This is a genomic window from Streptomyces sp. UH6 (assembly GCF_013421635.1).
Classification (GTDB): Bacteria; Actinomycetota; Actinomycetes; order Streptomycetales; family Streptomycetaceae; genus Streptomyces; species Streptomyces abyssomicinicus.
The window spans coordinates 1-3,242 of sequence record NZ_JACADT010000660.1; the positions used below are offsets into that span (position 1 = coordinate 1).

Below are 3,242 nucleotides of genomic sequence, written 5' to 3' on the forward strand. Positions count from 1 at the left end.
GCGCGGCCGCACCGCACCGCAGCTCACCCCACCTCTTCCCGCCGGAGACCCCGTCATGCGCACCGCCCTGCTCCAGAGCTCCGGACGTCCCGGCGAGGTCGCGGCGAACATCGCCGCCCTCGACGCCGCGGCCGCCCGCGCGGCCCGCGCGGGCGCGGAACTGATCGCCGCGCCCGAGATGTTCCTGACGGGCTACGCCGTCGGGGACGACCTCCCCCGCCTGGCCGAGCCGGCCGACGGACCGTCCGCCGAGGCGCTCGCCGCCGTCGCCGCCCGCCACGGCATCGCGGTCGCGTACGGCTACCCCGAGCGTGACGGCGCGGCGACCTACAACGCGGCCCGGCTGATCGCCGCCGACGGGACACCGCTGGCCAACTACCGCAAGACCCACCTCTACGGGGACTTCGAACGCGCCCTGTTCACCCCCGGTGAGGACCCCGTCGTCCAGGCCCGGCTCGGCGACCTCACCGTCGGGCTGCTGATCTGCTACGACGTGGAGTTCCCGGAGAACACCCGGGCCCACGCCCTGGCCGGCACCGACCTCCTCCTGGTGCCCACCGCCCTGATGCACCCGTACCGGTTCGTCGCCGAATCCCTCGTGCCGGTGCGGGCGTTCGAGAACCAGATGTACGTCGCCTACGTCAACCGCACCGGTCTGGAAGGGGAGTTCGACTTCGTCGGCCTCTCCACGCTGGCCGGGCCGGACGGCGCCGTCACCGCCCGCGCTGGGCGGCGGGAGGAACTGCTCGTCGCCGAGGTCGACCCGCTGCTGCCGGCCGCCTCCCGGAAGGTCAACCCGTACCTCGAGGACCGCCGCCCCGGCCTCTACGGCGCGCTCTCCGGAACCGCCTGAACCGGCCCTCCCCTGCTCCCTCCGCCCCGCCCCGCCCCGCCCCGCCCCGTCTCCGACGCCCCCGCCGTCCGCAGCCTCAGGAGTCCGCACCCCGATGACGTCCACCGTGCCCACCGCCGTCCCGCACCCCGGTGACGGACTGCCCCCGGTCACCATGTTCGGCCCGGACTTCCCCTACGCCTACGACGACTACCTGGCCCACCCGGCCGGACTCGGCCAGGTGCCCGCCACCGAGCACGGCACCGAGGTCGCCGTCATCGGCGGCGGCCTGTCCGGTCTGGTCACCGCGTACGAGCTGATGAAGATGGGCCTCAAGCCCGTGGTCTACGAGGCCGACCAGATCGGCGGACGGCTGCGCACCGTCGGCTTCGACGGCTGCGACCCCGAACTCACCGCGGAACTGGGCGCCATGCGCTTCCCGCCCAGCTCGACCGCCCTGCGGCACTACATCGACCTGGTCGGCCTGGAGACCCAGCCGTTCCCCAACCCCCTCGCCCCGTGCACCCCTTCCACGGTGGTCGACCTCAAGGGCGAGACGCACTACGCGGAGAAAGCCGACGACCTCCCCGAGGTCTACCGCCGGGTCGCCGACGCCTGGGCCCGCTGCCTGGAGGAGGGCGCGGACTTCTCCGACATGAACCGCGCCATCCGCGAGCGCGACGTGCCGCGCATCCGCGAGATCTGGGCACGGCTGGTCGAGAAGCTGGACAACCAGACCTTCTACGGCTTCCTCTGCGACTCCCCGGCCTTCTCCTCCTTCCGCGACCGGGAGATCTTCGGCCAGGTCGGCTTCGGCACCGGCGGCTGGGACACCGACTTCCCCAACTCCATCCTGGAGATCCTCCGCGTCGTCTACACCGAGGCCGACGACCACCACCGCGGCATCGTCGGAGGCTCCCAGCAACTGCCCCTGCGGCTGTGGACCCGGGAGCCGGAGAAGGTCGTCCACTGGCCGTACGGCACCTCGCTGAGCTCGCTGCACCCCGGCGGAGCGCCCCGTCCCGCCGTCACCCGGCTGCACCGCACGGCCGGCAACCGGATCACCGTCACCGACGCGGACGGAGACATCCGCACCTACCGCGCCGCGGTGTTCACCGCCCAGTCCTGGATGCTGCTCTCCAAGATCCAGTGCGACGACGCGCTGCTGCCCATCGACCACTGGACCGCCGTCGAACGCACCCACTACATGGAGTCCAGCAAGCTGTTCGTGCCGGTGGACCGGCCGTTCTGGCGGGACAAGGACCCGCGGACGGGCCGCGACCTGATGTCGATGACCCTCACCGACCGGATGACCCGCGGCACCTACCTGCTGGACAACGGCCCCGACGGCCAGGCCGCCATCTGCCTCTCCTACACCTGGTGCGACGACAGCCTCAAGTGGCTGCCGCTGTCCGCCCACGAGCGGATGGAGGTCATGCTGAAGTCGCTGGGCGAGATCTACCCGGACCTCGACATCCGCAGCCACGTCATCGGCAACCCGGTCACCGTCTCCTGGGAGAACGAGCCCTACTTCATGGGCGCGTTCAAGGCCAACCTGCCCGGCCACTACCGCTACCAGCGCCGCCTGTTCACCCACTTCGTGCAGGACCGGCTGCCGGAGGACCGGCGCGGGCTGTTCCTCGCGGGCGACGACATCTCCTGGACGGCCGGGTGGGCAGAGGGCGCCGTGCAGACCGCGCTCAACGCGGTGTGGGGCGTGATGCGTCACCTGGGCGGCGCCACCGACCCGGCCAACCCGGGACCGGGCGACGTCTTCGACGAGATCGCCCCCGTCGAACTCCCGGAGGACTGAGCCGGGTTCGGGCGGCCCCGGCACGGCACCCGGCCGGCGCTCAGCGGTCGAGCGGCGTGAGGAGCATCCGCCCGACCACGCCCACGGCCGCGTCCAGCCGGTCGGTGAACTCCGAGGCCAGCTCCGGCATCCGCCGCAGCGCCCACAGGGCCCGGGCCATCGACCAGGTGGTGTCCCGGGCCCGGTCCAGGCTCCAGGCGCCCGCCAGATGGGTCAGCGGGTCGGCGACCTGGAACAGGTCCGGGCCCGGCATCAGTTCCTCACGGACCCGCTCCTCCAGGGCGGCCAGGATGTCGCCCACCCGCTCGAACTCGTCCTCCAGATCGGCCGGACGGCAGCCGATCGCCCGGCAGGAGTCCACCACGGCCAGCACCAGGTCGTGCCCGATGTGCGCGTTGATGCCGGCCAGCGCGAACTGCACCGGCCGCACCCCCGGATGCCCGCGCAGCCGGAAGAGCGGACGCCAGCAGGCGGGCGGCCGGCCGCCCCGGCGGTCCGCCTCGGCGACCGCCAGGTAGCGCTCGGCGAAGAGGGTGCCGAGCGTGGCCGCCGACCGGCGGTCCGGGAACCGGCCGTCGTCGAGCAGCTCCGCGAACT

General features: G+C 72.9%; 3 protein-coding genes. 2 read left to right on the plus strand and 1 reads right to left on the minus strand.

Features of this window, described 5'->3' with window-relative positions:
* Positions 1–55 precede the first annotated feature (55 nt).
* The gene (locus HW445_RS23830; protein WP_180223000.1) at positions 56–853 is read left to right on the plus strand and encodes a carbon-nitrogen hydrolase family protein; all 798 of its coding nucleotides are present in this window, start codon (positions 56–58) and stop codon (positions 851–853) included.
* A gap of 94 nt (positions 854–947) precedes the next feature.
* Positions 948–2,645 (plus strand): NAD(P)/FAD-dependent oxidoreductase, encoded by a 1,698-nt coding sequence (locus tag HW445_RS23835; RefSeq protein ID WP_180223001.1) that lies wholly within the window; start codon positions 948–950, stop codon positions 2,643–2,645.
* Between the two features lie 40 nt (positions 2,646–2,685).
* Here HW445_RS23835 and HW445_RS23840 read toward each other — a convergent pair.
* Positions 2,686–3,242 (minus strand): DUF5995 family protein (locus tag HW445_RS23840; RefSeq protein ID WP_180223002.1); only part of this gene is annotated, 557 nt, incomplete at its 5' end.

Bases quoted from the DNA above. Each gene is read 5' to 3' on its own strand.
- HW445_RS23835 (WP_180223001.1), top strand. From the start codon at position 948: ATGACGTCCACCGTGCCCACCGCCGTCCCGCACCCCGGTGACGGACTG.
- HW445_RS23830 (WP_180223000.1), top strand. From the start codon at position 56: ATGCGCACCGCCCTGCTCCAGAGCTCCGGACGTCCCGGCGAGGTCGCG.